We start from the raw sequence: 25,435 nt of genomic DNA, 5'->3' as shown, positions 1-25,435 counted from the left end.
CAAATTGATTTGGACATTGATACCTCGTTAACCGTTCATAATCATTGAATTAATTATCAATAAAGCAGGTTTATAGTTATTAAATAATTGGATTGAAATATGCCTGTTCGTGGAGATCAGTAAATAAAATTTCTTTAATCCCAGTACTTCAAAAAGTTAATTAATGTTAAATTTTGTCACGTGCAGGTGTTTTTTTTAAATAAGTTATAAAAATCATGATATTTGCCGCGCTATTAAATCAATTGATATTATTAAATGCAGTACAAAAAAATCAATAACCTGTTAGGCTGGCTTTGTTTTGTTATAGCCTCAATAACCTATATTTTAACATTAGAGCCGTCTGTAAGCTTTTGGGATTGCGGCGAATTTATTTCATGTGCCTACCGTTTACAGGTAGCCCACCAGCCTGGTTACCCGGTTTTTGCCATGATAGGCAAGGTTTTGTCGTTATTGTCATTTGGCGATAACACTAAAGTGCCTTTCTTTACTAATATGGGTTCGGCACTGGCCAGCGGTGCAACTATTATGTTTTTATTTTGGACAATTACTGCTTTTGCCAAAAAACTGATGGTTGAAAAACGAGATGAGGCTATTGACGGTTATAAATTATATGTAATTATGGGGGCCGGCCTTGTTGGTGCCCTGGCCTTCACATATACCGATACGTTTTGGTTTTCGGCTGTCGAAACCATTGTATTTGCCCTGTCATCACTATGTACTGCAATTGTATTTTGGGCAATTCTTAAATGGGATGAGCATGCCGATGAACCCGGTGCTGATAAATGGATTGTTTTTATAGCTTATGTTATCGGTTTATCCATAGGGATTCACCTGTTAAACCTGTTGACTATACCGGCCATCGCAATGGTTTACTATTTCCGCCGAACCCAAAATATTACCGTTGGCAATAGCATCCTTACTTTTTTGGCAGGGGTAGTGATTCTTGGCCTGGTACAATACGGCATCAGGGGATATACCATTAAGTTCGCGGCTTATTTCGATCTTTTCTTTGTCAACTCCTTAGGAATGGGCTTTGGTACCGGAGCATTCTTTTTCATCCTGCTAATAGTTGTTGCACTGGTATTGGGGATTCTGTACAGCATCCGCAAAAAGAAACCTGTATTAAACCTGGCTTTACTTTGCGTTGCATTTATATACTTTGGATATGGCTCATTCGCTTATATCCCTATTCGTGCAACTGCTAATACTAATTTAAATAACTCACATCCTGATAATGCTTTTACGCTTTACGGTTATCTTAACCGTATCCAGTATGGTGAAGTGCCTTTGTTAACCGGCCCCATGTATGATTCGCAGGTTACGGATCAAAAACAGGGGAGTATCATTTACCGTAAAGGTAAAACCAAATATGAAAATGCAGGTCGTAAAACTGATTATGTATATGACCATACCACAGCATTGCCACGTATGTACAGTACCGATCCTAACGACGTGCAGTTTTACAAGCAATGGCTGAGGATTCCCGATGGGCAGGCCCCAACTATGGGCGATAACCTGAAATGGATGTTTAGCTGGCAAATGTACCAAATGTACTGGCGTTACTTTTTCTGGAACTTTGTTGGCCGTTATAACGATGCCGACGGACAAACCAGCACCGAAGGTATTGACGGTAACTGGACGACCGGTTTATTTGACGGTGGCAAACATTTACCAAAATCAGTAACTGCGGCTACTACTTATACTCCGCTATACGCCCTGCCATTAATAATTGGTTTAATAGGTTTGTTTTTCCACGTTAACCGCCGCAGTAAGGACGCCTTGATTGTAGGTTTACTGTTTTTCTTCACCGGTTTGGCAATTGTATTATATGTAAACCAGGCATCAGTGCAGCCACGTGAGCGTGATTACTCGTACGTGGGCTCGTTTTATGCTTTTGCCATATGGATAGGGCTTGGCGTAATTGCCATTGCCGAATTTGGCCGCAAATACATCGACGCTAAAATGGCTGCTATCGGTTCAACCGTTATAGGCCTTTTGGTTTGCCCGGTACTTTTGGCAGCCAAAGAGTGGAAAGATCATGACCGCTCAACCAAAATGACGCCGCATGATATGGCTTATAACTACCTTATTTCATGTCCGCCAAACGCCATTCTGTTTACTTACGGCGATAATGATACTTACTCGTTGTGGTATGATCAGGAGGTTGAAGGTATCCGCCCGGATGTGCGGATCGTGAACCTGAGCTTGTTTACAGGCGACTGGTACATTCGTCAGATGCAGAAAAAGATGAACAGTTCTGAGCCGCTTCCTATCACTATGCCTTTTGATAAATATAAAGAAGGGGTGAGAGACGTTATTTATTTTAACGATCAGAAACTGCCTGGCTACCAGGATATTAAAGAAGTGTTTGATTTCATTACTTCTGATGATAAAGCTACGCAGGTACAATATCAAAGCGGCGACTATGGCAACTACCTGCCGACCAAAAATCTGAAAGTAACGGTTAACCCTGATGAGGTAATTGCAAACGGTGTAATAAAAGCCGATCAGAAAGATAAGCTTGCAACCGCCATGGAGTGGAAATATACATCAAACTATGTAACCAAAGAGAATTTGGCCATGTTTGATATTTTGGCGCATAACCACTGGAAGCGCCCCATCTGCTTCACTACTACCATTGGTAACGAAAACCTGATAGGTTTGCAGCCTTACCTGTACAAAGAAGGTTTTACCTATCACCTGATTCCGTTTAAGCCGGATACAGCTTTACATGATCAGTTGAGCAAAACTAATACTGATGTAATGTATGATAACGTGATGAACAAGTTTAAATTTGGCAAGTTCAAAAGTGCTAAATATCTTGATCACGAGTCGACTTCAATGTTTTATCCCGTAATGGTAACTACATTCCTTGACCTTGCCCAGAACCTTGTTCAGGAAGGTAAAAATGATAAAGCGTTAAAAGTAGTTCAGAAATATGATGCCGAATTACCAGACCTTTACCCATATGTGGATGTTGCCGGTCGTAAGCTATATTTAACTCAATTGGCTTATCAGCTTCATGATGTAGTATTAGGTAACAAACTGGCAGGCAATATCGACAATTATCTTACCGATCAGCTGGATTATAATGCCTACCTGCTTAGCCAGGATGTTAATAGCATTAACGGGCGCGATGTACAAATAGGCATGCAAGTGTTGAACGGACTGGTGCAGTTTACCAAAGACAACCATCAAACTGCTCTTGCTACCAAATTTGAAAACCAGTTAAAGGGTTACGAATCAAAATTTCGCTCTGTATTAGGCGGAGGGCAATAGTAATCCTCAATAATATTCTATTCGCAAAGCCATCCCGGTTTCGGGGTGGCTTTGTTGGTTTAATAGTTTACTCACCCCGACATCGCTGCGCTTGTCACCCCTCTCTACGCAGGCGTAAAGAGGGGACGAGAAATTTTAATTTTGAATTTAAGTAATATCTTTACTCATCCTATCACCTTATCAAAATGAGCAGTATTATTGATTTTTGCAGAAAATTAAGACAGCGGGAAACTGTAACTGAAAAAAAGCTTTGGTTTGAATTAAGAAACAGAAAGTTAGCTGGCAAAAAATTCCTTAGGCAACACCCTCTTTGTGTACAATCATATTTTGGAAAAAGTTTATACTATATCCCCGATTTCTATTGTCATGAAGCAAAATTAGTTATCGAAGCAGATGGGGCAATCCATTTGTATAAAAAAGAATATGACAAAAATCGCGATAAAGTGTTATCTGATTTAGGATTAGAAATACTGCGTTTTGAAAACGATGAAATAATAAGCAACATAAATGAAGTGTTGAATAAAATCATTTTACACCTGCATTAATCCCATAGAACCATAAAGTCTCGAGATCCTTTATATCCCCTCTATACGCGAAGCGTAGAGAGGGGTGGCTAGCGAAGCAACGCCGGGGTGAGTCAATTCTTCGTGCTATCGGCCTACTTTTTAATACGTTTATTATCCCATATAACCACCCCATTAAATATTAAAATAGTTACATTAAATTGATCTGAATTTCTTTATTTTCAGAGCCTGTATACAAAAGTTTTTAAAATGCGTTTTACGTTTTTCATTTGTTTGGTGATGTTGTTTTGGTGCAGCGGGACTGCTTTTGGCGATACACCATCGGTGCATATTTCGGACAGGCCAACATGGCTTAGCGTGTTAAAGCCTTATAATCAAAGGCCATCCTCGCGTACTATTGAGCGCGGTTTTTATTATGCGCTTATTGAAGAGCAGGTGCAGGTTGAAAAGCAGGCCGATTATAACCATATTATCCGCGAAATAGTATCCGAAACCGGCATTCAGAATGCATCGCAGATCTCCGTTAGTTTTGATCCTGCTTATGAACGGCTCGACTTTCATGATATCACCGTTTGGCGCGATGGTAAACCTTTAAGCCGCTTAAAAACTTCGGCCTTTAAGGTATTGGCCGATGAACAGGATCTTTCTAATTTTATTTACCAGGGAAGTTTTTCTGCCCTATGTATTCTGGATGATATCCGTAAAGGCGACCGGATTGAATATTCATACACCATTACAGGCCGTAACCCTATATTGAACGGTAAATTTTGTTCAAATATGTATGTTCAGTGGTATACGCCCATTGCACATCATTATACGGCTATTATTGCATCATCTCAACGCAAGCTGAACTTTAAAACTTTTAATACGGTACCCAAGCCTGTCATCAGTGAAGCGAACGGCTTAAAGCGTTATGAGTATGAAGGTTTCCAGGTACCACCGGCGCATGATGATGATAGCCAGCCATCGTGGTATAACGAACGCGGTTTTATCCAGGTAAGTGAGTTTGCAAGCTGGGCCGAAGTTGTTAACTGGGCCTTAAGTATAAACCCGCCGGCAGTAAATATCAAGGGTGAGCTTGGCGAGCGGATTGCGAAGCTGAAAAAAGACGCGTGTAACGACAAGGAAAAATATTTCAGGGCCGCGGTACGTACGGTGCAGCAGGAAGTGCGTTACATGGGTATTGAAATAGGCGAGTATTCGCACCGCGCAAATAACCCCGAAAAAGTATTTAAACAACGCTATGGCGATTGTAAGGATAAGTCATTGTTGCTGGTATCGATGCTGAAAGCAGGAGGGATTGATGCTTCGATGGTTTTGGTGAATGCCGATATGAACGGACATGTTGAGCAATACATACCTACAGCATACGCTTTTAACCATGCCGTGGTAACCGCCAACGTAAACGGAAAACAGGTTTGGGTTGACGCCACTATGGATAACCAGGGCGGTGAGGGCACGGATATTTACTTTCCGCGTTATGGCAAAGGATTGGTATTAAAGCCAGGAAGCGATGCGCTCATCACTATTCCGCCATCAAAAGGCGGCAAAGTTATCGGAGAGGATATTTACACCGTAAAGGACGGGAAATCACCGGTACTCTTCACCGTAAAAACCACCTATACCGGCGATGAAGCTGATTATATGCGGGGTAAACTGGAGTCATCGGGGATGGCTGAAACAGAAAAGAGCTATCTCGATTATTACGCAAAGATCTATAATAAAATAGAAGTTAAGGATTCGATTATCGTAAAAGATGATTTGAAAACCAATAAGCTTACTACCATAGAAACTTATAAAATAGCCGACTTCTTTAAGAAAGATTCTACCAGCGATAAGCTTACTGCCGATCTGTTCGCCAATTTTATTTATAACCAGTTTCCCTCTATGACCGGTCGTATCAAAACGCCGGTATCTCTTACCTACCCTTACGATGCCAGTTATGCTATGAAAGTGGTTTTGCCTGGTGGCTGGAATATTAACGAAGATCATGATTCCATTAACCGGGACTACTATCATTATGAATCAGATTTTACTGCTGCGGGCGATACTTTATCGCTTAACTACAAGCTATACTTTTTGAGTGACTATGTACCGGTAAACAAACTCGATGAGTTTAAGGCCGATATTAAAAGGCTTAATAATACCAGTTTGGGTTACAGTTTTTCTTATACGCTGCAGGGAGCTGCTAAGCCATCAACTACAAATAGTATATTAGTTTTGGTTGTATTGCTTTTGATGGTTGGTCTTGTTGTATTGGGTGTATGGTTTTATCAAAGGGAAACACCGGGCATTGTATTTGCTTACGGATCAACTTTTGTTCCGATAGGAGGATGGCTCATATTAATTGCAATAGGTTTAGCTGCCACTGCTTTGGTAACCGGTTCAAATATGGTTACAGGCGATTATTTTAGCCTCCACACCTGGAATGTGTACCATGGCAACCAGCATGAGTTTAATTTCAGGTCGCTGGTGGTGGTGGAAGCGATTGGCAATATCATATTAATGATGTATGCCATTTTTTGCCTGGTGTTGCTATTAAATAAACGTGACATACTGCCTGCCAGTATTACCGGTTATTTTGCTTTTGGCTTCGTTTTCTTTTTGACGGATTATATCTTGGCTGCTAACATCAGCAGTAAGCTTGCAGAAACAGCGATCAGCCCGCTTTTACGATCTATAGTTACGGCTGCCATATGGATTCCTTATTTCAAAAAGTCGTCTCGTGTGCAGGAAACTTTCATTGTACCGCATCCGCCTTATAATTATAGTTATGAGGGGCCAGGAGTTGCGGAAGAACCGGCATCTTAATTATTGGTAGTTAAAGACTCAGCTGTCATGGTCTTTAGCCTTTAATCGACAAAAAAAATCGACATCTCACGAAATATCGCCATGTAATTGTTGTTGATTGAATTCAAGCTGTTGATAGTCAATGATATGTTTATGTGGTATAAGGTTTGTAAATGCAAGAGCAACCATTTTCTTGCCTTTTGTATAAACAATGTCCGATAAATTGATGTTTCTCCCCGGTGCATGGCTGCAAATAGGAATTTTTAAAATAAATTTGATTTACTTTTAACAACAAAAACTACGATGAAATTTCAACCGCTGTTAGAACAGGTAAAACAGTACGCTATATCCTATTTTGACATACATCATGATCCCGATTTAATTTATCATAACCTGAGGCATACTAAAGATGTTGTTGCAGCGGCCACCCAGATAGCCAACCATTATCAGTTGAATGATGAAGATTTTTTTGTGGTGATCTCTGCGTCATGGTTTCATGATACAGGGTATTTTACTGATAAAAAGGATCACGAAGCAAAAAGTGTTGCGCTGGCTACACATTTCCTTAAACAGCATAAAGTTGAGCAGCCTGTTATTGATAAAGTATCCGGCTGTATTTTAGCTACTAAAATGCCGCAAAACCCTGCCGATTTATTGCAACAGATCATTTGCGATGCAGATTTGTTTCATTTAGGTACAGATGATTTCCGCGATAAAAATAAGTTGCTGCGCAAAGAGATGGAAGCCATCAAAAAACATGATATTGATAAGGACGAATGGCGCAGCTATAACATCGAGTTTTTGCAGGGGCATGAGTATTATACAGATTACTGTCGCCTGCTGCTTAACGATCAGAAACAAAGAAATCTTCAAAAACTAATTGAAAAACAAGCTGATGTTGAAGTAAAAGAAACCCCGGCCATGATCACTACAGAAATAGATCGTGAATCCATTATTACCGTTGAAAAAGAAAAGGATAAAGACAAAGACCACGATGACGATCACGGCGGTAAGAAACATAAGAATGACAGGCCAGATCGCGGGATCGAAACCATGTTCAGGATCAGTTCCAGCAACCATCAGCGACTGAGCGATATGGCCGATAATAAAGCCCATATCATGATCACCGTTAACTCTATCATCCTTTCGGCAATTATCAGTTTGGTGTTGCGTAAGCTTGATGAGCATTCAAATTTGTTAATCCCTACTTTCATGCTCCTGTCAGTTAGTTTGGCTACTATGATCTTCTCCATACTTTCAACCCGTCCGTCAATTCCGCCGGGTTTGTTTACACCCGAGGATATCAATAAAAAAACGGTTAATCTGTTGTTTTTCGGTAACTTCTACCGCATGTCATACCAGGATTACAGCGATGGTATGGAGAAAATGATGGAAGACCGCGAGTTTCTTTACGGCAGCTTAATCCGTGATAACTATTCGCAGGGTGTTGTGCTTGGCAAAAAATACAGGCTGCTCAGGGCATCTTACAATATATTCATGTTTGGCCTTATTGTATCGGTAGTAGCATTCATTATATCTTCGTTATTGTAGGCGGTCGGGGTACTGCCAAAAACAAAATCTGCACCTATGGAATACTCATTTTTCGACAGGGACCTGAGCTGGTTACTTTTCAATGAGCGCATATTGATGGAGGCCGAAAGCGAAGAGCTCCCTGTAATGGAAAGGGTAAATTTTCTTGCTATATTTTCATCCAACCTCGACGAATTTTATCGCGTGCGGATGCCGGTGGTAATGGCACTGCACAAGCTTAACCTGCTTAATAAAGTCGATGAAAGCGAGGATGTACTATATAAAGCCCAGCAACTGGTAGAAGCTCAGCAAAATCGCTTTGGGAAGGTTTTTACAGGCAGGCTTATTCCGTTGTTAAAAGAAAATAATGTAAACCTGCTGTTCAATGAGCCTATTCCGGCTTCTATAGCAGATAGAGTGAGCGACTATTTTTACAGCCAGGTACTTGCCTTTCTGCAACCTATTGACCTGGTAGGCGGTAAAAAACAATTCTTCCCCGAAAATAACCGGCTATACTTTTTAGTGAACCTTGGTTTGGATAAGAAGAAGGAAAGGTCAGTGATCCTCAACATTCCCTCAAACCAGTTACCGCGGTTTTTTAGTGTTAATGAAGATGGTAAACAATATATCATTTTTCTTGATGATATTGTGCGGTACAATCTTGACAAGATCTTTAAAACCGAAGAAATAAAAGGCTGTTACAGCTTCAAAATAACCCGAGACGCCGAGCTTGAGCTTAAAGATGATTATGATGGCGACGTTCAGGAGCAGATTGAAAAACAATTGCTAAAACGTGACCTGGGTTTGGCAACACGCTTTTTGCACCAGCCAGGGATTCCGTTGCGCATATTGCATTTGGTTGAAGATAAACTGGGTGTACTGGGATCAAGTGTTGTTGAAGGCGGCTTTTACCATAACCTTAAAGATTTAATGGGTTTGCCGGTAGGTATCCCATCTTTAAAATATACTAAATGGCCGCCATTGGCGAACAGGCAGATCAGCGCGGACGAATCTATATTTGATTACATTGATAAAGGTGATTGTATTTTTCACGCACCTTATCAATCCTATAACTCTATTCTCCGGTTTTTTAATGAGGCAGCTATCGATGAAAGTGTTGAGGAAATTTCTGTAACACTTTACCGCGTAGCCAGCGATTCGCGGATTGTAAATGCACTGATCAGCGCTGCTCAGAGTGGTAAAAAGGTGCGCGTGTTGGTTGAGCTCAAGGCCCGGTTTGATGAAGCCAACAATATCAAATGGGCTAAAAAACTAAAAGCAGCAGGTGCCAACATCATTTACAGCGATAAGGCTATAAAAGTACATGCCAAAGTTGGCCTGGTAAAGCGCCTTGTTGATGGCCGCGTTAAATATGCCGGACTTTTGGCAACAGGTAATTTTAACGAAAGCACTGCTGCCTTTTATACCGATCATATTATGATGACAGCCAATCCGCAATTGCTGCGTGAAATGGACCTGCTGTTTATCTATTTGGCTAAAAAAGTAAAATCGGCCGAGGGATATGATATTGATTTTGAACACCTGCTGGTGGCTCAATTTAATTTGCAATCAAAGTTTATTGAGCTTATAGACAGGGAAATTGAGCAGGCCCGTAAAGGGAAGCCGGCAGGGATTACCATAAAACTCAATAACCTGGAAGAGCGGGTGCTGATTGGCAAACTCTACGAAGCGTCGCAGGCAGGGGTGAAGATCAGGATGATTGTACGTAGCATTTGCTGCCTTATACCAGGGGTGCCGGGTATGAGCGAAAACATCACCATAAGACGTATAGTTGATCGTTACCTGGAGCATGGACGTATTTTTATATTTCATAACAGCGGTGACCAGGAGGTTTTCATGGGCTCGGCCGATTGGATGAACCGTAATATTTACCGCCGTATCGAGGTGTGTTTTCCGGTTTATGATGAGCGCATCAGGAACGAGGTAATAGCCATGCTTGATATTCAACTGGCCGATAATGTGCAGGCTGTAAAATTAAATGAACAATTGCAAAACATAAGGGTTGATAAAGCTGAACCGCAGGTACAATCGCAGCGGGCCATTTATGAACTTTTACAGCAAAAATAATATGACAAGGTTTAAAAAACAAGATGCTAAACGTGCAATGACCCTTTATGTAGCCGGAATGCTTGCCGTGGCCGTAGTTTTTTTGATCATCTCTTGTAAAAATAAAGAAAAGGCAATCCCTGATAGCCCGCCGGGGTACGACCTTAATAATCCTGTTAAATATAAAATGCCCGAAGATCTCACCGAAATCTCAGGTTTTGCCTTTCACAATGGTAAAAATGATTCGGTTTATGCCGAGCAGGACGAAGAAGGCTTTTTGTTTAACCTGAAACTGGGCGATAAAAAAGCTAACTACACCAAGTTTGGCAAAAGCGGTGACTATGAGGATGTGGCCATTTGCCGCGAACAGGTGATCATGCTAAAAAGCGATGGTACGTTATTTACTTTTCCGTTTAACCAGGTTAGGACTAAAGAAGTAACCAACGTACAAAAAACTAAAGGCCAGTTACCCGAAGGTGAGTTTGAAGCTATGTGTGCCGATGAAAAGACCGGCCTTGTTTACGTGCTGTGTAAGCGTTGTGCCGATGAAAAAACATCCAAAAGAAGCACCGGCTATATTTTGAAACTTCAGGCAGACGGTACCCTGAAACAGACCGGCAGTTTTGCAATAGATGTTAGGGAAATTGAGCGGTTGGCTGATAAAAAGCGTGTACCGTTTCGCCCTTCGGCAATAGCAAAAAATACTTTTACAAATGAGTGGTATGTCCTTTCGTCGGTAAATAAAATGCTGGTAGTTACCGATGTTAACTGGAAAGTGAAAAACGTTTACCCTTTAAGTGTTACCATATTCGGACAGCCCGAAGGTATGGCATTTGATAACCAGCGTAACCTGTATATCTCAAACGAGGGCGATCAGTTAAGTGCCGGCAATATATTGAAATTCAGCTTTAAGAAATAGTGCTGTTGAAGCACAGATATTACAGATACTACATACATCTCAACCAAACCTCATGATTAAAAAACTACCCTTGTTGTTTGTTTCACTATTGGGCATGCTAAAAACCCAGGCCCAGGATTCGGTACAGTACAGGATGATCCTCATTGGAGATGCCGGCGAAATGGATCTGCAGCAAAGTGCTGTTTTAAAACATGCGGCGGCTAATGTGCTCAAAAATAAAACTTCGGTATTTTATCTGGGCGATAATATTTATCCACGGGGAATGGGTTTGCCTGGCAGTCCTGAAGAAGCCGAAACCCAAAAGATCCTGCAATCGCAATACCAGCCTATGCGGGCTGCCGTTGCGCCTGTGTACTTTATACCCGGTAATCATGACTGGGATAAAATGGGCCCGCTTGGCTTAGCCAAGATAAAACGACAATGGGAGTACCTTGATCAGCAGGGCGATAAACTGCTTAAAATGGTACCTGAAAATGGCTGCCCCGATCCGGTTGAGATTAATCTTACCAATGATCTTACAGTAATTGCCTTTGACAGCGAATGGTGGTTATATCCATTCAATAAAAGTAACCCCGGTGCCGAGTGCGACTGCAAAAACAAAGATGACGTTGCCGATAAGATCAAGCTGATATTTGAGCGCAATAAGGACAAGGTAATCATTCTGGCATCGCACCACCCGTTCCAGAGCTATGGTACACATGGAGGATATTTTTCGCTTAAAGATCATATTTTCCCGCTTACCGTAGCCAATAAAGACCTTTGGGTACCGTTGCCTGTTATCGGTTCGCTTTACCCGTTTTTACGCTCTGCATTTTCAAACCCCGAAGATTTGGGGCATCCCTTGTATAAAGACATGATCAAAAAGGTGGATGCTGTTTTTGGAAGTTTTCCAAACCTTATCCACGTGGCGGGTCATGAGCATGGTCTGCAATTCATCAAAAGCAAACAGTTGCAGGTGGTTAGCGGCGCAGGCGCCAAGCAAACCTATGCCATTAAAGGCAAATACTCGCTTTTTGCGGATGCTACCCAAGGCTATGTAACTGCCGATCTGTTAATAGATAAACGGATGCGCTTTACCTATTACATCGATAGCGATAAAGGAGTTAAACAGGTGTTTACCTATACACAACCTTACACATCGGTAAAAAATATTCCTGATACACTACATACACCAATCAAAGCAGATAGCATCATGGTTAGGGTGCACCCCAAATATGATAGCGTGAGCAATTTTCACCGCCGGTGGTTTGGCGAAAACTATCGTAAGGAATGGGCCGCCGAAACTAAACTGCCGGTGATCAGGCTGTCGGAAATTCATGGCGGATTAAAGGCTGAAAGCATTGGCGGTGGTTTCCAGACACACTCGCTTCGCTTAATTGATAAAGATGGTAAGGAATGGGTGCTCCGCAGTGTGGAGAAACAGCCCGAAAAGATCCTGCCCGATGAATTCCAGGAAACGTTTGCCAAAGACTGGGTTAACGACGCCATGAGCGCCCAGCACCCGTTTTCGGCATTGATAGTACCACCGCTGGCCGATGCCGCCCGTGTGCCGCATGCCAACCCGATAATCGGTGTGGTATCGGCTGATCCGGTTTTAGGGCAATATGCAAATATTTTTGCCAATAAAGTTTGTTTGCTTGAAGAACGCGAACCGGGCGGCAAATCCGATAATACCGTGAAGATGATCGGTAAAATGCTGGAGGATAATGGTAATACAGTAGATGGCGACGAATTTTTACGTGCCCGCCTGCTCGATTTGCTTATTGGCGACTGGGACAGGCATGGCGACCAGTGGCGCTGGCGCGATGAGGATAAAGGGAAAGGTAAATTTTATACTGCCATTCCGCGCGACCGCGATCAGGTGTTTTATACCAACCAGGGTATATTGCCAACCATAGCAGCACAGCCATGGATTGCGCCGAACCTGCAGGGCTTTAGCGGTGAGATCTACAGCGTAAAATACTCTCTATGGAAAACCATGTTCATGCAACGATGGCCATCTGTACAATACAGTCATGAACAATGGACAAAAATTGTAAATGATTTTGTTGCCGCAGAAACTGATGAAGTACTGGAAGCCGGTTTAAGGCGTTTGCCGGAATCATCTTATAAACTAAGGCATGATGTATTGCTAAAGCAGCTGAAGGAACGCCGCGCTAATATCCCGGCCGAAATGGAGTACTATTATAAATTCATTAACAAAATAGTTGATATTCATACTTCAAATAAAAATGAGTTGGTAACTGTGAAAGATGAGCCGAATGGAAGCCTCAATGTGGTCATCAATAAGATCAATAAAGATGGTAATATTAAAGATACGCTCATGAACCAGAATTATCATCCTGATATTACCAAAGAGCTCCGCATTTATGTAAGCGGCGGTGATGATAAAGTAGTGCTTGATAATGCCACATCGCCAATTAAGCTACGGTTTATTGATAGCACAGGCACCAAAACTTACAATATTGTAAAATCGCTTAACACGGTACAGCTTTATGACCGTGGCAAAAAACTGAGCATAACTGGCGATGAATCAAAGGTTAACAAATATATAAGCAAGGATAGCGCTAATACATCGTACTTAAGGGTTAACCTGATGAATGTGATAGCGCCGCTGGCTAATATCTCTTACAACCCGGATGAGGGCGTATTGCTTGGAGCAGGTTTTAAATATACTCACCAGGAGGGTTTTCAAAAACTGCCTTACAACGATGTGCAAACAGTGTTTGCCAGTCACTCGTTCACTACAAAGGCTTTTAAGATTAAATATAACGGCGAGTGGATCCACGCTTTTGGCAAAGCCGACTTTTTGATGGATGCCCAGCTTGACTTTCCGGATAATATCAATTTTTTTGGCCGTGGCAATGAAACACCATTTGTTAAAGTAGGCGATTATCGCAAATATTACCGTACCCGCTTTGATAATTTTACCTTTAGCCCAGCCTTTAGGTGGCGCAATGAATCGGGTACTTCTGTAACGGTAGGTCCTGCTTTTCGGTACTATAAATTAGATGTTGATGACAATATCGGCCGATTTATTACATATCCGTTACTCACAAACGCGCCTGACAGTTATACCTTTGACAAAACAAAAATGCATGCCGGTATTGTTGTTAACTTTACCAGCGATAAACGCAACGATAAGGTGCTTCCGGCCTGGGGAAGTTTTGTAAATATTAAACTTCAGGAGTTTAATGGCTTAAATAATAACTCCACAAGTTTTGCCCAGCTTATACCCCAGGTTGCTTTGTACAAAAGCCTGAACGCCAAAAGCACTATTGTTTTGGCCGATAGGGTGGGCGGCGGCATTACCATCGGAAAAACCGCTTTTTATCAGTCGTTGTTTTTAGGCGGGCAAGATAATTTATTAGGTTACAGGCTTTATAGGTTTGCCGGTCAGCATAGTTTTTATAATAACCTGGAGCTGAGGATAAAATTGACTGATTTTGCCAGTTATATAGTTCCCGGCCAAATAGGCGTTATAGGATTTTATGATATAGGCCGTGTTTGGGAAAACGGGCAAAGCTCGGATAAATGGCACAACGGCACCGGTGCAGGTTTTTATGTTGCACCTGCAAGATTGGCAGTTATTAAAATAATTGCCGGTTACTCTGAAGAAGGATGGTACCCTTATCTTTCAACAAGTTTCAGATTTTAACGGAAGGGTAAAACTGTTATAAAAATGCACACAGAAGTACTCAATATAAGCAAAAACGAATGCACCATTTGTCAGGTTGAAACATGCCTGACATTTAACCCGTTCGTGGCGCATTTAAAAGAACGGATTGCTACCGAAAAAACGCTCAAAAGCGAGTTTTATCGCTATGTTTTGGAACGTTTTGAGCATGATATATGTATTGACCTGGATATGCGGCCCACGGACGCCGAAAAGTACCGGGAAATGCTGGAGCTCATTTACTCCATACTGACACCACCAATAGCTAACGAAAAGGAATTTCACTGGGCGCTAAGTACACCGGTACCTGATAAGATATTTTTCAGTACTGAGGCTTTTTATGATTTCCATTCAAGTCATCATTCTAATTTATATGCGTTGAATGTATCCAAGAACGAAATGTTCAGTGATAGGCAAAAGCGGTTCATTTATAACCTGATTCTTGAACGGATGTATGGCTTTTCGTCGGCAATTAAGAATGAATTGCTGTTTTCATACGAAGATCCTGAAACCGGTCTTTCAAGGTATTTTAATATCCAGACTGATGCCCGTTTCGTGGAGATTGAATTGAATGGCGAACTGCCTGAACTTAGTTTTGATACTATTGAACCCTATTTACATTCGCATACCAGCCTTGAGCTTATTGAAAAGGTAATACCGCTCAATATTTTTAAATTTAAGGGGTTTTCGATAATTACATTAACTGATGTAACGCTAACCCATGCGCTCGAAAATATTCGTACTGAGCTTGTTAACCATTCGGCAAATGAGGAGGAGCAATATGCGCACATCATCAGCTCACTAAAATCCCTTGCCGAAAGCCCGGGCATTGAGTTTGGGTTGATGCCTTTTTTAACTATCAATAATGAGCCTATTTTTGATAACGACGAATGCTCCAGAAGTATCCTGCTTAAGGCCGCTAAAGATTTTAACCTTGCGGAAGAAACGTTTGACGCCATCATTGATGATTACAACCAAAACCCGAGGCCTATCTTTTTCAATTCCATTACCGACGAAAAAATAGGTAAATTCCCCTTTTTGCAGGTTTTGAAACAAGCCGGCATTAAATCTTACGGAATTTTCCCGGTGTACTACAATAAGAAAAATGTAGGCATCATGGAAGTATTTTCATATAAAGAGATTGTTTTTTACGAAAAACTGCTCTCGAAATTACAGGCTACTATCCCGCTGATTGCCCAATTGCTGCAAAACAGCATCGATCAGTTTGAGGCCCGCATTTCAAGTGTTATCAAAAATAAATTTACCTCGTTGCAACCGTCGGTTCAATGGAAGTTTAATGAAGTGGCCTGGAATTATCTTAAGGAAAAAAGAAAGAAGAAAAAGAGCCCCGAAATTGAAACAGTATCATTCAGCCATGTTTACCCTTTGTTCGGGCTGTCGATATCCGCAATTCCACAGTTGAACGCAACAGCGCCCTGCAGGAGGATTTGAAAAATCTGCTCACCATACTTATTGAAACGCTCCAGGTTTTAAATGAAAATATTCATTTAAGCCTTACCGGCAAGTTGGTATCTAAATGCGAAGAGTGGCTCGAACGCATCAGCGGTTATATTACTACCAATGATGAATTGATGCTGGATACTTTCCTTCATAACGAGATTAATCCTTTCCTGGAGCATTTCAGAAATAATTACCCTGCCGAAAGGGAAACTATTGACAGGTATTTTAATGCCATGAATGAGGAAACCGGCGCTTCGTTTGAAAACAGGCGTAAGCTGGAAACCTCCATGCAGCTTATAAATACTTCTATCAACCAATACCTGGAGCAGGCTCAGACAGAAGTGCAGGAATCATTTCCCTGTTATTTTGAAAAATTCCGTACAGATGGGGTGGAATATGATATTTACATAGGGCAATCTATAGCGCCGCAACGCGTTTTCGATATGCTGTACCTTAAAAATATCCGTTTGTGGCAGCTACGGTCAATGGCCGAGATAGCCCGGATGACAAACGACCTTGGCGATCAGCTTTCACGTCCTTTACAAACCACGCACTTGATATTTATCCACTCAAACGCTATAGATATCAGTTTCAGAAACGATGAAAGGCGTTTTGACGTTGAGGGGGCCTATAATATCCGTTACGAGGTGGTAAAAAAGCGGATTGATAAAGTTTTAATAGCAGGAACTTTTGAACGCCTTACCCAGCCCGGCAAAATAGCCATGGTTTATTTTAACCCAACAGAAGCTGCTGAATATGACGAGTACATCAGGTACCTGCAAGTACAGGGTTACTTGCTTGATGACCTGGAATATCTTGAACTGGAAGAGTTACAGGGCGTTACAGGCTTAAAAGCGTTAAGGGTTGGAGTTAATTATCAATTGCCGTTATTAAATAGCTAAAAGCCTAAGGCTTAAAGCGAAAAGAAATCAATAAAGCAAAAAAGCTTTCGGCCTTAGGCTTTCGGCTTTGAGCTTGATAAGATCGCTTTCTTCATTAGTAAATCGGTTTGCTTATCGCTTCCCAGGGTAAATTCATGGCTGCTGAATACTTCAAAGCCATGTTTTTCATAAAAAGCAATTGCTTTTAGGTTGTGTTCCCAAACACCAAGCCAAACGTATTGCAGGTGTTTATCCGTAGCTGCTTTTAAGGTGAAATCAATAAATTGGTGGCCTATCTTTTTGCCGTGATATTCGGCCAAAACATAAATGCGCTCAATTTCAACTGCAGCAGGATCCTGAAATTCTGTTTGGGCGTGGCAATAGTTTAGCTTGAGATAGCCGGTTATTTCACCATCCAGCATCGCGAAGAAAAAATGAGAGTTTGGGTCACTGAGCTCTGCTTGTATTTTTTGCGGCGTGAAGGCTACAGATGCATAAGCCTCCATATCTTCTGGTTTATTTAAATGAGCAAAGAAATCAAAAAAAGTTTTTTTGCTTAGCTCCAATAATACGTCGGCATCAGCTAAAGTTAATTTTTGAATTGTTACAGTTTCGGAAATAGCCATCAGGCAAATCTAAAAAACTAATCCTTTAATCAAATTGTTCTTTCAACCTCACTAATCTGTCAATCATAAGGTTTAGCTTTTCTTCCTCGTTCTTAAACATCCGGGGTTTAAGGTAAAACGTAGTGAACAAAAACCAGACCCCGATTGATGTATATGTTACTATTTTAAAAGTGAGGGATGAATGTTCAAGTACTTCGATAAAATACATAGCCAAACCTGCGCTGAGCAACAATATATAGGTATAATAAAACCAACCTATAACTTTGCTGCGGTTTTTTTGATATGCCTTAAGGCTGTCAAGATATTCGGCAGGGTTGAGTGTTGCATCGCGCTTACTCAAAATGTGGTAATGACGTACCATTAATGAAAGATACATCAACATAGTTACCAGTACGATAAGGATCCCGATAGTAGTAACTGCAGATTTAAATGCCAGGAAAAAAGTGACGACAAAAGCGAATGCGACAGTTACAACCATGGCCACAATACTCCAGTATAACTTTTGGGTTATACTCCTTATTCCCTTCTTTACCTGCTTCAGCACCTCATCCACCGAAAGCTGATCTGGTTTTGGCTGTCCCTGCCAAACCGACATCAAATGATCAAAGTCTTTCATACTGGTTATATAACTCCGTTAATTTTTGTTTTATACGATAAATTTTCACCCTCAGGTTCCCTTCTGATATACCCGAAATTTCAGCAATTTCGGGGTATGGCACCTCATCAAGTACCATAGTTATAATAATCCTTTCTGATTCTTCCAGTTTTGAAATACATTTATAGAGCAAAGCTACCTGCTCGTTTTTATCCGATAGTTCTTCTCGTTTTGTTTCCGCTAATTGTGGGGTTAGTTCGTCTTTGGCCTGGCGTTTTTCCGAGCGCAAATAGGTTAAGCAGGTATTTACAGCAATGCGGTAAATCCAGGTTGATATCATGGCCTGGTTACGGAATTTCTCTAAATTTTGCCAAACCTTTAAAAAGGTTTCCTGTAACAGGTCGTTGGCGGCATCGTCATCGCCGGTATAACCATAGCACAGATGGAATATCTTTTTAGAATTAGCTTCATATATCTGCTTGAATGCTGCTTCTTTGTTGGCCACTTCAGTTAATTTTATATTTAGACGATGTTAAACTTTATATGTTACAACAAATGATCATTCTTTTTAAACCAGCCCAGCTTACTTTCAGCATCGCTTATTAATTTATTGTAACTATCCTGGTAGTCAAATTGTAAGTCTTCATGAAGCTTGTTAATTAAACCACGGATCTTTTCAACCTGCCTTATCAATATCAGCCTTAAGGGTTTGTATGAGGTGCGCCGGTCGGCATATTCAAGGTAATTTTCGCAAAAATTGATCAGTAATTCAATCTCAGCGCCTTTTGATGCCATAAACTTGGTGTACTTGCTCAGCAACCTCAATATTTTGCGCATACCCTTTGCTGCGTTGTAACTCAGCGATGATAACTGGCTGAACATGAAACCCGCTTCGGCTTTTACTTTTTCAATAAAAGCGGCTTCATCATGGGCTTCAAAAAGCAGGTAGGCCAACAGCTCCTTGTTTTCCTTTTTGTAGCGTGCCAGGCGCAGCATTAATTCGGCCAGATGCTCGTTAGGCAGGTGCTGAATTTCTTTTTTTATATGCTGTAATCCGTAGGCGGTAGTAGTCATGTTGTAAATAAGCAGGCAAAATACTAATTGTTTTTATAATGTATGATAATGCTAAAACGTGGTAACATGTTTTATTTGCCTAATGCAAGTTAGTGTAAAATAGAATATTCCGAAGCCTGTTTAAACCGACCGTAAATTTTGTAGTTTTGCAGGCTTATTAAATTAAATGAAAAAAAGCAGACTGACGCTCTTCATTTTTATCGCACTGGTATTGGGTGTGATAGCCGGTTATATTTATAATACCTACGTTTTTGCCGATCTTAATAAACAACTCAGTAGCGCAGGTGCTGCAATTAAAAGTATCGACAAAAAAATAGAAGCCTTACCCGATACTACGGTTGCAGCCTACAAAGATTTTAAGTTACAAAGAATTGCCCTGGTTAAACTGCAAAGCCAGGCTACCGATGCACGGGAAGATAAACTTGAACTTTATAATATCTTGAGTAAGATCTTCCTCAATCTTATAAAAATGATTGTGGCCCCCTTGGTGTTTACCACATTGGTGGTAGGCGTAGCCAAGGTAGGGGATATCAAAGCCGTTGGCAGAATAGGTGGTAAAACCATGCTCTGGTTTATCAGCGCTACGCTGGTGTCTTTATTATTAGGCATGTTATTGGTTAACCTGTTTGAACCGGGCAAAACCATGCACCTGCCGCTTCCGGATAGTCATTTAAGTACCGGTATCAAGAAATCTGCATTATCATTAACCGAGTTTGTCGGTCACGTTTTCCCCAAGAGCTTTATTGAGGCGATGGCTAATAATGAGATCCTCCAGATTGTGGTGTTCTCCCTGTTTTTTGGTGTTGCTACGGCAGCAATAGGTGAGCAGGGCAAAATAGTGATCAAAGCGATGGATGCCTTTGCCCATGTGATTATGAAGATCACCGGTTATGTGATGAAAATGGCCCCTTTAGCTGTATTTGGTGCCATAACTGCGGTAGTGGCCAAGCAGGGAATAGGTGTACTTTCAACCTATGGTATTTTTATCAGCGAGTTTTATTTTTCGCTCATCGTACTTTGGTCTGTGATTATATTGGCCGGATACATTGTATTGAGAAAGCCGGTATTCAGACTTATTAATAGAATTAAAGACGCCATGCTGATCGCATTCAGTACTTCAACGAGCGAAGCGGCTTATCCAAAGGTGCTGGAAGAGCTGGAGCGCTTTGGCTGTAGTAATAAAATAGTAAGCTTTGTATTGCCATTGGGTTATTCATTTAATTTGGATGGCTCCATGATGTACATGACCTTTGCATCATTGTTTCTGGCGCAATCATATGATATTCATCTTTCATTCGGGCACCAGTTATCCATGTTATTGGTGCTGATGCTTACCAGTAAAGGTGTGGCGGGTGTGCCAAGGGCTTCGCTGGTTGTTATAGCAGGTACGCTGGCAATGTTCAATATCCCGGAAGCTGGTTTGTTTTTGCTGATAGGCATCGATCCACTGCTTGATATGGGGCGTTCAGCAACAAACGTATTAGGCAACGCCATGGCTACGGCTGTAGTAAGCAAGTGGGAAGGAGAAGAGGTGGGTACTCAAATAATAAGAGAATAAAACATGTGTCATTGAGAGCAATCATTAGATAAATCCCAAAAAAGCAGTGATGTGAAGATGTTGTTTAGGGATGGTGCGCAGTGGCCGCGTTAGGGATTGCAGTGGAAAGCCCACAGCGTGGGTTGGGTTTGTGGTTAAGAAAGGCGAGGACTTGTAACGGAAAGCCCGGGCCGCAGGCAACGCCCACGTTTATAAACAAATAGAAAAATAATAATCGATAGCTTAGAAGTCAGCCATTCTAAAGAACGAAGACAGTCAACAAAAAGGGAACTCATTAATACCTGTAAAATTAGTCATAGCTATTAATGATCTCTGGAAAGCATAGGCGCTCTGTAAAGTTCGCGATTGCTTCGTAGCTCGCAATGACGGCTTGAAGAAATTAATCCAATAACTAAAACTCAATAATTTACTAATTAATTATATATGTCTCCCCGTTTAAAAAAAGTATTTCTGATCATGACTGTTGTGGTACCGTTTATATTGTACTGCGTTTATTATTATGGCATGATGATTAAGAATGCGCCATACCGCTTCGTTGATTTCGAATCGATCAGTTTTCAGTATGGTCATAAGGATAGCCTTGTAAATAAATACGATTCACGTACAGGTATGTTCCAATACCTTGACAGGCGCGATTCGTTGGTTAAAGAGCATTTGCGTTTAACTAAAGATGACCTGTTATACTTGCACCGTAAAGCTGCCGACCTGGGTTTCTGGGATTTTCCGTCGAAGGAAACGGGTGATACGTCGAAAGTTGCTGATGGAAAAGCTGTTCGGTACATTATTGAGTTCAAATACAAGGAAAAAACTAAGCGTGTGATCTTTGATACCGATTATTTTGGCAATCCTAAACTGATTGACGCTAATCAAAGGTTGATAGCCGAGATTCAAAAAAAACTAACTGATGTAGAGAATCGTGGTAAAAAATAAAATATCGGGATGTTGTTTATTAAATAATCAATCCCTATATTTGCACCTCGAAATTTAAAACAATATTTAACAAACATGTACGCAATAGTAAGTATAGCAGGACAGCAATTTAAAGTTGCAAAAGACCAGCAGATCTTTGTACACAGGTTACAAGGCGATGAAGGCGCTAGTATTGAATTTGACAGTGTATTGTTAGCAGAAAACGAAGGTAAATTCAAATTAGGTTCTGATTTGAAAGGCGCTAAAGTATCGGCTAAGATCGTGTCACATTTAAAAGGTGATAAAGTAATTATCTTCAAAAAGAAAAGAAGAAAAGGTTACAAAAAGAAAAACGGTCACCGTCAGCAATTTACCAAAATCGAGATCACCGGTATTACATTATAATTAAAGGTTGAACCGGAGTTGTTCTGCAATTCCATAAAAGAGATAAAAAATGGCACATAAGAAAGGGGCCGGTAGTTCAAGAAACGGTCGTGAGTCACATAGCAAGCGTTTAGGTATCAAAATTTTCGGTGGTCAGCCAGCAATTGCAGGTAATATCATCGTTCGTCAGCGTGGTACTAAACACAACCCAGGCTTAAACGTTGGTCTTGGTAAAGATCATACTTTATTTGCACTGGCCGAAGGTATCGTAGTTTTCAAAAAGAAGGCTGATAACCGTTCATACGTATCAGTAGTTCCATTTGAAGCTGCTGAAGTTGAAGAAGTAGCTGCACCTGCACCAAAAGCTAAAAAAGAAGCTAAAGCTGTTGAAGCTCCTGCTGCTGAAGAAGCTCCAAAAGCAAAGAAAGCTACTGCACCAAAAGCTAAAAAAGAAGAAGCTGCTGATGCTGCTGAAGAAACTGTAGCTGAATAATCAGTTAACAAGTATTAGGATATAAAAAATCCCGGTCAGTTTTGATCGGGATTTTTTGTTTTGTGATTATTCGTCAGATTGCAGCATAAAACAACTAATAGGAGAACTATACAAAACCCTTACCGGTTTGCCATTAATACGCCCCGGTTTCCATTTTGGTGATTTGTTTACATGAGCAATGAATGCTTTGCACATTGCTTCGTTTATTTTCCTCCTGACACTGGCATGCGTTACACTTCCGTCGGTTTCTATAATCATTTGTATAAGAAAACTGGCCTGTGTATTCTCTTTGTCGTAGTCTTTTGGTATCGGTACTTTAAAAAGATAATTTGTCCACTTTTCTGTGCCTCCGGGAAATTCTGGCTGTACATCTACTGTTTTATAAACTGTTGTATCCGGTTTAACATGCTCCCTTTTAGCTTTGCCTTGTGCAAACAACGCAACAGGTAATATAATCAAACCAAATACAAGCAGATATCTCATGTGTTTATTCGATGATCAGTTTCTTTAAATAGTAAGTATCAGGATCGATAACCGGTATAGTTTTGCTGGTTACGGTGATGCCTTTTTTATCAAGTGTATACCGTTTGGTAACACCATCAGTAGTAATATCAACAGGCAAAGGCATATCTATATTTAACAACTGAACCTGGTATTTATCGCCTCGCTGGGCTTTTATATGTATTTCCAGTTTATTGATGGAATAGATGTACAAATCAAACAGCGGCTTGAGATCCTGACCGGCAGCTTTGCTGAAATATTGGATCACATCATCAGTGCTTGCTAAATTGCTATAGGTGTAGCGCGGATCAGTAACAAAGCCTCTAAGCGTAGGGAAGAAGATACTATCGCCCATAATATACCTTAGCGTATGCATAAAGAATGCACCTTTTCCATAAATATCACCATTGTAGGCCGATTCTTCATCAATATCTTTCCCGATAACAATCGGAATTTTATTGCCGAATGAGAGTGCCGAGTTTTGGAAGAACTTGATATAAGCTTTCTCGCCTTCAAATTCCCTTACATACAGCGCATCGCCGTAAGTACAGATGCCTTCATGAATCCAATAATCGGCCCAGTCTTTGGCGGTTACTTTGTTTCCCCACCATTCGTGACCAAATTCGTGGTGCATCAGGCCATCGTAATCTTCGCCCCAAACTTTGGTGTATTTAAATTTGGCACCGTAAGCATTCATGGTTTGATGCTCCATGCCCAGGTGAGGAGTTTCAACTATGCCTATCTTTTCTTTTACCCAGGGATATTCACCAAAATATTTCTCCTGCTCTTTAATTGTTTTTACAAAGATATCAAGATGGTGCTCGGCCTTAGAGGCATGCTCTTTTAATACATAAAACTGGAGGGGTACATTATGCCCATCTACAGTAGTATACGGACGGGTTACCACGGTATAATCACCTGCATTGAATAATATACTGTAATTGTTAATGGTGTATTTGGTTTGCCAATGAAATGTCGCTGTTCCCTTTTGCTTGCTTACGCTTTTTAATAATCCAGGCCCGGCAACTACGAGGTCTTTAGGAACAGTGATAAACATATCTACGCCATCGTTCGGTTCATCTGAAGGATGATCTTTACAGGGGAAATACAATTTGCCGCCTGTACCTTCGGCTGTGATAGCCATCCACTGGTGCCCGGTTGAATCGCGGGTCCAGATAAAGCCATCATCCCATGGTGGCCGACGGGCAACGTGGGGTTTACCGCCATAAATTACTTTAACGCTTGCTTTGCCAGCAGGTAGTTCTTTGGCTGTATTAATGGTAATGAGGTTATTCTTGTATTCAAATGCTTCCTGTTTGCCATTTACTAAAACCTTGCTGATAGTTAAAGAATCTAACAGGTCAAACAATAAAACCCTGGTTGGTTTCTCCATGATTACATCAATGGTAGTAAAACCATTAATGGTTTTTTGTACAGGATCAACAGCAAGCGAAATAGTGTAATGCCGCACATCCATGATGGCTTGCTCGGGTTTAAGCTTTCCGCCTGAGGTGAGGGTTTGGGCATACAGGGAAGCTGATGCTAACAAGATTATTAAAATAAATGAGAACTTTTTCATTTAACGTTGTTGGGTTTAAAATATAACAGCATATCTGCTTGGCTAAAGGTTGGGGGACAAAATCGCTGGTTTTCGGTTGGTGAATGAATAATTTAAAAGGCTTGGGTATCCACAACGTCACACAATCCTATTTTCCTTAGTTTTAATTTCCTCGTCCATCGTGGTTGAGTTAACTATTCTATATCTCTTTTAAACGAAATAATAATATAATATTTAAAATCTATCGCTTTGCCATTTAACATGGCTGGTTCCCACTTAGGGCTTTTATTAATTAATCGCAATGCCTCCTTGTCTTGTTCTCTGGATAAACCTCTTTTTACAATTGGGTCTGTTAATTTGCCGTTTTTCGTAATTGTTACCTCAACTATCACCCGCCCTTCAATCTCCTGACTTTTAACCGGCCATCGCAAATTTTTTCTGACGAAAATGAAGAAATTATTGGTGCCGCCTGGAAATTCTGGTTGCTTGTCTACCTTAATGCCACAATTGCATTTATATTCTTCGGTATCAATTTTAGAAGTTTCAGTTTGCGCTTTTACTAAGATCGGCCAAAACGATAGGGATATGATAACGAAAATTTTTTTCATGC

The 25,435-nt window shown here is 40.9% G+C and carries 20 protein-coding genes; 13 read left to right on the top strand and 7 right to left on the bottom strand.

Features of this window, described 5'->3' with window-relative positions; translation table 11 throughout:
• Nucleotides 1-255 precede the first annotated feature (255 nt).
• The 9 genes from DIU38_RS12780 (at nt 256) to DIU38_RS12740 (ending at nt 17,148) form a co-directional block, all read left to right on the top strand.
• Nucleotides 256-3,279, top strand: a complete 3,024-nt coding sequence (locus DIU38_RS12780; protein ID WP_112655061.1) for a glycosyltransferase family 117 protein — start codon at nt 256-258, stop codon at nt 3,277-3,279.
• Nucleotides 3,280-3,464: 185 nt separating this feature from the next.
• The gene (locus DIU38_RS12775; RefSeq protein ID WP_112655060.1) at nt 3,465-3,824 is read left to right on the top strand and encodes an endonuclease domain-containing protein; all 360 of its coding nucleotides are present in this window, start codon (nt 3,465-3,467) and stop codon (nt 3,822-3,824) included.
• 228 nt (nt 3,825-4,052) lie between these two features.
• Nucleotides 4,053-6,614 (top strand): DUF3857 domain-containing protein, encoded by a 2,562-nt coding sequence (locus DIU38_RS12770; protein WP_112655059.1) that lies wholly within the window; start codon nt 4,053-4,055, stop codon nt 6,612-6,614.
• Between the two features lie 282 nt (nt 6,615-6,896).
• Entirely contained in the window at nt 6,897-8,144 is a 1,248-nt protein-coding gene (locus DIU38_RS12765; RefSeq protein WP_112655058.1) for a Pycsar system effector family protein, read from the top strand.
• Between the two features lie 36 nt (nt 8,145-8,180).
• Nucleotides 8,181-10,211 carry a polyphosphate kinase 1 gene (gene ppk1 / locus DIU38_RS12760; protein WP_112655057.1) on the top strand — a complete coding sequence of 677 codons (2,031 nt, stop codon included), beginning with the start codon at nt 8,181-8,183 and terminating at the stop codon, nt 10,209-10,211.
• A gap of 1 nt (nt 10,212) precedes the next feature.
• Entirely contained in the window at nt 10,213-11,109 is an 897-nt protein-coding gene (locus tag DIU38_RS12755) for an SdiA-regulated domain-containing protein (RefSeq protein WP_208057827.1), read from the top strand.
• A 52-nt stretch (nt 11,110-11,161) separates the two neighbouring features.
• Nucleotides 11,162-14,767 carry a BamA/TamA family outer membrane protein gene (locus DIU38_RS12750; RefSeq protein ID WP_112655056.1) on the top strand — a complete coding sequence of 1,202 codons (3,606 nt, stop codon included), beginning with the start codon at nt 11,162-11,164 and terminating at the stop codon, nt 14,765-14,767.
• Nucleotides 14,768-14,791: 24 nt separating this feature from the next.
• Entirely contained in the window at nt 14,792-16,237 is a 1,446-nt protein-coding gene (locus tag DIU38_RS12745) for a hypothetical protein (RefSeq protein ID WP_149354088.1), read from the top strand.
• Nucleotides 16,234-17,148 (top strand): hypothetical protein, encoded by a 915-nt coding sequence (locus DIU38_RS12740; RefSeq protein WP_149354087.1) that lies wholly within the window; start codon nt 16,234-16,236, stop codon nt 17,146-17,148. The genes DIU38_RS12745 and DIU38_RS12740 overlap by 4 nt, the downstream gene beginning before the upstream one ends.
• 53 nt (nt 17,149-17,201) lie before the next feature.
• On the opposite strand, the gene DIU38_RS12735 is transcribed toward DIU38_RS12740, so the two are convergent.
• From DIU38_RS12735 to DIU38_RS12720, 4 genes are read right to left on the bottom strand one after another with little or no spacing between them, the layout of a single operon-like run.
• Nucleotides 17,202-17,753 (bottom strand): GNAT family N-acetyltransferase, encoded by a 552-nt coding sequence (locus DIU38_RS12735; RefSeq protein WP_112655054.1) that lies wholly within the window; start codon nt 17,751-17,753, stop codon nt 17,202-17,204.
• 25 nt (nt 17,754-17,778) lie between these two features.
• The gene (locus tag DIU38_RS12730) at nt 17,779-18,369 is read right to left on the bottom strand and encodes a hypothetical protein (RefSeq protein WP_112655053.1); all 591 of its coding nucleotides are present in this window, start codon (nt 18,367-18,369) and stop codon (nt 17,779-17,781) included.
• Entirely contained in the window at nt 18,356-18,853 is a 498-nt protein-coding gene (locus tag DIU38_RS12725) for an RNA polymerase sigma factor (protein WP_090525007.1), read from the bottom strand. Before DIU38_RS12725 ends, DIU38_RS12730 begins: the two co-directional genes overlap by 14 nt.
• A gap of 41 nt (nt 18,854-18,894) precedes the next feature.
• Nucleotides 18,895-19,422 carry a hypothetical protein gene (locus DIU38_RS12720; RefSeq protein WP_112655052.1) on the bottom strand — a complete coding sequence of 176 codons (528 nt, stop codon included), beginning with the start codon at nt 19,420-19,422 and terminating at the stop codon, nt 18,895-18,897.
• 166 nt (nt 19,423-19,588) lie between these two features.
• Here DIU38_RS12720 and DIU38_RS12715 point away from each other — a divergent pair, with 166 nt between their 5' ends.
• From DIU38_RS12715 to rpmA, 4 genes are all read left to right on the top strand, one after another.
• Nucleotides 19,589-20,980, top strand: coding sequence for a dicarboxylate/amino acid:cation symporter (locus DIU38_RS12715; protein ID WP_112655051.1), 1,392 nt, complete (start codon nt 19,589-19,591; stop codon nt 20,978-20,980).
• A 423-nt stretch (nt 20,981-21,403) separates the two neighbouring features.
• The gene (locus DIU38_RS12710) at nt 21,404-21,910 is read left to right on the top strand and encodes a hypothetical protein (RefSeq protein WP_176844452.1); all 507 of its coding nucleotides are present in this window, start codon (nt 21,404-21,406) and stop codon (nt 21,908-21,910) included.
• A 75-nt stretch (nt 21,911-21,985) separates the two neighbouring features.
• Nucleotides 21,986-22,294 carry a 50S ribosomal protein L21 gene (rplU, locus tag DIU38_RS12705; protein ID WP_090467954.1) on the top strand — a complete coding sequence of 103 codons (309 nt, stop codon included), beginning with the start codon at nt 21,986-21,988 and terminating at the stop codon, nt 22,292-22,294.
• Between the two features lie 49 nt (nt 22,295-22,343).
• On the top strand, nt 22,344-22,766 hold the full coding sequence (rpmA, locus tag DIU38_RS12700) for a 50S ribosomal protein L27 (protein WP_112655050.1): 423 nt from the start codon (nt 22,344-22,346) through the stop codon (nt 22,764-22,766).
• Nucleotides 22,767-22,832: 66 nt separating this feature from the next.
• Here rpmA and DIU38_RS12695 read toward each other — a convergent pair whose 3' ends face one another.
• From DIU38_RS12695 to DIU38_RS12685, 3 genes are all read right to left on the bottom strand, one after another.
• Entirely contained in the window at nt 22,833-23,249 is a 417-nt protein-coding gene (locus DIU38_RS12695; protein WP_112655049.1) for an energy transducer TonB, read from the bottom strand.
• A gap of 4 nt (nt 23,250-23,253) precedes the next feature.
• Nucleotides 23,254-24,846, bottom strand: a complete 1,593-nt coding sequence (locus DIU38_RS12690; protein WP_112655048.1) for a M1 family metallopeptidase — start codon at nt 24,844-24,846, stop codon at nt 23,254-23,256.
• A 173-nt stretch (nt 24,847-25,019) separates the two neighbouring features.
• Nucleotides 25,020-25,433, bottom strand: a complete 414-nt coding sequence (locus DIU38_RS12685; protein WP_112655047.1) for an energy transducer TonB — start codon at nt 25,431-25,433, stop codon at nt 25,020-25,022.
• Between the last annotated feature and the right edge of the window lie 2 nt (nt 25,434-25,435).

The organism is Mucilaginibacter metallidurans (genome assembly GCF_003286435.2).
GTDB classification, from domain to species: Bacteria; Bacteroidota; Bacteroidia; order Sphingobacteriales; family Sphingobacteriaceae; genus Mucilaginibacter; species Mucilaginibacter gossypii.
The sequence above is the reverse complement of the archived record's forward strand: the minus strand, read 5'-3'. Positions and strand labels throughout refer to the sequence as shown.

Coding starts and splice junctions, on each gene's coding strand:
- DIU38_RS12715 (WP_112655051.1), top strand. CDS start 19,589: ATGAAAAAAAGCAGACTGACGCTCTTCATTTTTATCGCACTGGTATTG.
- DIU38_RS12735 (WP_112655054.1), bottom strand. CDS start 17,753: ATGGCTATTTCCGAAACTGTAACAATTCAAAAATTAACTTTAGCTGAT.
- ppk1 (WP_112655057.1), top strand. CDS start 8,181: ATGGAATACTCATTTTTCGACAGGGACCTGAGCTGGTTACTTTTCAAT.
- DIU38_RS12730 (WP_112655053.1), bottom strand. CDS start 18,369: ATGAAAGACTTTGATCATTTGATGTCGGTTTGGCAGGGACAGCCAAAA.
- DIU38_RS12690 (WP_112655048.1), bottom strand. CDS start 24,846: ATGAAAAAGTTCTCATTTATTTTAATAATCTTGTTAGCATCAGCTTCC.
- DIU38_RS12695 (WP_112655049.1), bottom strand. CDS start 23,249: ATGAGATATCTGCTTGTATTTGGTTTGATTATATTACCTGTTGCGTTG.
- DIU38_RS12720 (WP_112655052.1), bottom strand. CDS start 19,422: ATGACTACTACCGCCTACGGATTACAGCATATAAAAAAAGAAATTCAG.
- DIU38_RS12685 (WP_112655047.1), bottom strand. CDS start 25,433: ATGAAAAAAATTTTCGTTATCATATCCCTATCGTTTTGGCCGATCTTA.
- DIU38_RS12780 (WP_112655061.1), top strand. CDS start 256: ATGCAGTACAAAAAAATCAATAACCTGTTAGGCTGGCTTTGTTTTGTT.
- DIU38_RS12770 (WP_112655059.1), top strand. CDS start 4,053: ATGCGTTTTACGTTTTTCATTTGTTTGGTGATGTTGTTTTGGTGCAGC.
- DIU38_RS12775 (WP_112655060.1), top strand. CDS start 3,465: ATGAGCAGTATTATTGATTTTTGCAGAAAATTAAGACAGCGGGAAACT.
- rpmA (WP_112655050.1), top strand. CDS start 22,344: ATGGCACATAAGAAAGGGGCCGGTAGTTCAAGAAACGGTCGTGAGTCA.
- DIU38_RS12765 (WP_112655058.1), top strand. CDS start 6,897: ATGAAATTTCAACCGCTGTTAGAACAGGTAAAACAGTACGCTATATCC.
- DIU38_RS12710 (WP_176844452.1), top strand. CDS start 21,404: ATGTCTCCCCGTTTAAAAAAAGTATTTCTGATCATGACTGTTGTGGTA.
- DIU38_RS12745 (WP_149354088.1), top strand. CDS start 14,792: ATGCACACAGAAGTACTCAATATAAGCAAAAACGAATGCACCATTTGT.
- DIU38_RS12750 (WP_112655056.1), top strand. CDS start 11,162: ATGATTAAAAAACTACCCTTGTTGTTTGTTTCACTATTGGGCATGCTA.
- DIU38_RS12755 (WP_208057827.1), top strand. CDS start 10,213: ATGACAAGGTTTAAAAAACAAGATGCTAAACGTGCAATGACCCTTTAT.
- rplU (WP_090467954.1), top strand. CDS start 21,986: ATGTACGCAATAGTAAGTATAGCAGGACAGCAATTTAAAGTTGCAAAA.